Raw genomic sequence first — 2,267 nt, forward strand, 5'->3', positions numbered from 1 at the left:
ACTCAACAGATAAATTGAAAATAGAACCTTGATTAACGATACCAGTATTTAAAACCATAATGAGGCTTAACTCAGAGCAGGGCTGGTCTTCCGTTAAAGTTCTATAAAACGAGGGTTTTATCGAACCATTGCGAAGCGGCAAGGAACGGGTGTATAAACACACAAACACCTGTTATTGGAGAAGTCATGAACACCACTCGCTGGAACGTCGCCGTCTCTACCGACACCGACCAATCGCTTCGCATGTTTCTGGCCAGCCAAGGCGGTGGCCGTAAGGGCGACCTGTCGCGCTTCATCGAAGAGGCGGTGCGGGCACACATCCTGGAACTGAGCGCTGAACAGGCCAAGGCTTTCAACGTCCATCTAAGTGAGGCAGAGCTGACCGACGCGGTTGATGAAGCGCTCGACTGGGCACGTAAACGCTGATGCGGGTTGTATTGGATACCAACATTCTATTCAGCGCGCTGATCTCACCGCATGGGGCCCCTGATGTGATCTATCGGGCCTGGCGTTCGGCTCGCTTCGAGGTAGTAACCTCACGGGCACAGCTCGATGAGATTCGGCGCGCTAGTCGATACCCCAAGCTTCAGGCCATCCTGCAGCCTGCCAAAGTCGGAGCCATGATCAACAACCTGCAACGCGCAGTAGTATTGGAGCGCTTGGTCATCGAGGTTGAAGCCGATGATCCGGATGATTCATTTCTGCTGGCCATGGCCTTGGCGGGCAATGCGGACTATCTGGTGACCGGTGATCGCCGCGCCGGCCTCTTGCAGCGCGGGCATATCGAACGCACGCGGATTGTCACCCCCGCGGTGTTCTGCGCCGAGGTACTGTGATCCATGCCGGTCGGCTTTCTGACCCAGGAGCAGCGCGACGGCTTTGGTCGCTACATCGAGGCACCCAGCCGTGATGAACTGGAGCGCTACTTCCACCTGAGCGATGAAGACCGTGAAGCCGTCCAGGTACTACGCGGCAACCATAACCGCCTGGGCTATGCCGTTCTGCTGACTACCGTTCGCTTCGTGGGTGTTTTGCCGGACAAGCCCGTTGCTGTGCCGGTGGAAGTCCTGCATGTACTTTGTCGGCAATTGGCAATCGCCGACCCTGACTGTCTTGCGCGTTACAGCGATCATCGTCGCTGGATACATACGGCCGATATTCAAGAGCGCTATGGCTATCGCCACTTTACAGACCCTGGCATCGGCTTTCGTTTGAGCCGATGGCTGTATGCCCTCTGCTGGACAGGCACAGATCGGCCTGGTGTGCTGTTTGAACGAGCCGCCTCATGGCTGTTCACACAGAAAGTCCTATTGCCTGGGGTTTCCCAGTTAGAGCGTTTCATTGCCCAACTGCGTAGCCGCGTTGAAGAACGCCTCTGGTACACCTTAGGCCGCAGCGTGACCGAGGAACAGAGACAACACCTACAAGACTTGCTTCTGGTGGCTGAAGGCAACCGCAGTTCCCGGCTGGATCAACTACGCTCCGGCCCGGTGATGGTCAGTGGCCCTGCTCTGATTCGGGCGCTGCGTCGGCTGGATGATGTGCGTGGGTTGGGTATCGCCTTGCCGCCGGCTGCACATATCCCGCCCAGCCGTATTGCAGCCCTGGCCCGCTTTTCCAACACGGCCAAGGTCACGGCCATCAATCGACTGCCGGCGTCGCGCCGGTTGGCGACGCTGGTGGCGTTCGCGGTTTCCCTTGAAGCCAGTGCGCACGACGATGCGCTGGAAGTTCTGGAGGCGCTACTACGTGATATTTTCAACAATGCGGAGAAGGCTGACAAGAAAGCCCGGTTGCGTAGCCTAAAAGACCTGGATCGCTCGGCGGCAACACTCGCTGCTGCGTGCAAGGTCGTGCTGGATAGCTCGATCAGCGATGACAACGTCCGTTCCCAGCTGTTCAACGACCTGCCACGTGTCAGGCTGGAGAAAGCCCTGGAAGAGGTCACTGCGTTGATCCGTCCGGCCAACGATGTATTTTACCTCGCCCTGGAGGAGCGCTACCGCAGTGTGCGCCGCTTCCTTCCCGATCTTCTGAAACATATTCGCTTCGGCTTCAGTCCCGCCGGCAAGGGGGTGGCGGCTAGTCTGGACTGGTTGCAACTGAATCTACCTCGCAGGAAGCCCGAGGATGACGCGCCGCAGGAGATTGTTGCCAAGGCCTGGCAGAACCACATCACCCGCGAAGATGGCTCCCTCGACATGGGCGCCTATGTCTTCTGCACGCTCGATGCACTACGCACGGCCCTACGCCGCCGCGATGTCTTT

General features: G+C 57.9%; 3 protein-coding genes. All 3 read left to right on the forward strand.

Annotated features, from left to right (window positions below; all coding sequences use genetic code 11):
• Nucleotides 1-186: 186 nt before the first annotated feature.
• Nucleotides 187-426, forward strand: a complete 240-nt coding sequence (locus H7698_RS31020; RefSeq protein WP_034011918.1) for a ribbon-helix-helix domain-containing protein — start codon at nt 187-189, stop codon at nt 424-426.
• On the forward strand, nt 426-836 hold the full coding sequence (locus H7698_RS31025) for a putative toxin-antitoxin system toxin component, PIN family (protein WP_034011919.1): 411 nt from the start codon (nt 426-428) through the stop codon (nt 834-836). Before H7698_RS31020 ends, H7698_RS31025 begins: the two co-directional genes overlap by 1 nt.
• Nucleotides 837-839: 3 nt before the next feature.
• Nucleotides 840-2,267: DUF4158 domain-containing protein (locus H7698_RS31030; RefSeq protein WP_194693890.1), on the forward strand; the 1,428-nt coding region annotated here is incomplete at its 3' end.

The sequence above is a fragment of the Pseudomonas sp. p50(2008) genome, from assembly GCF_015351605.1.
GTDB lineage: Bacteria > Pseudomonadota > Gammaproteobacteria > Pseudomonadales > Pseudomonadaceae > Aquipseudomonas.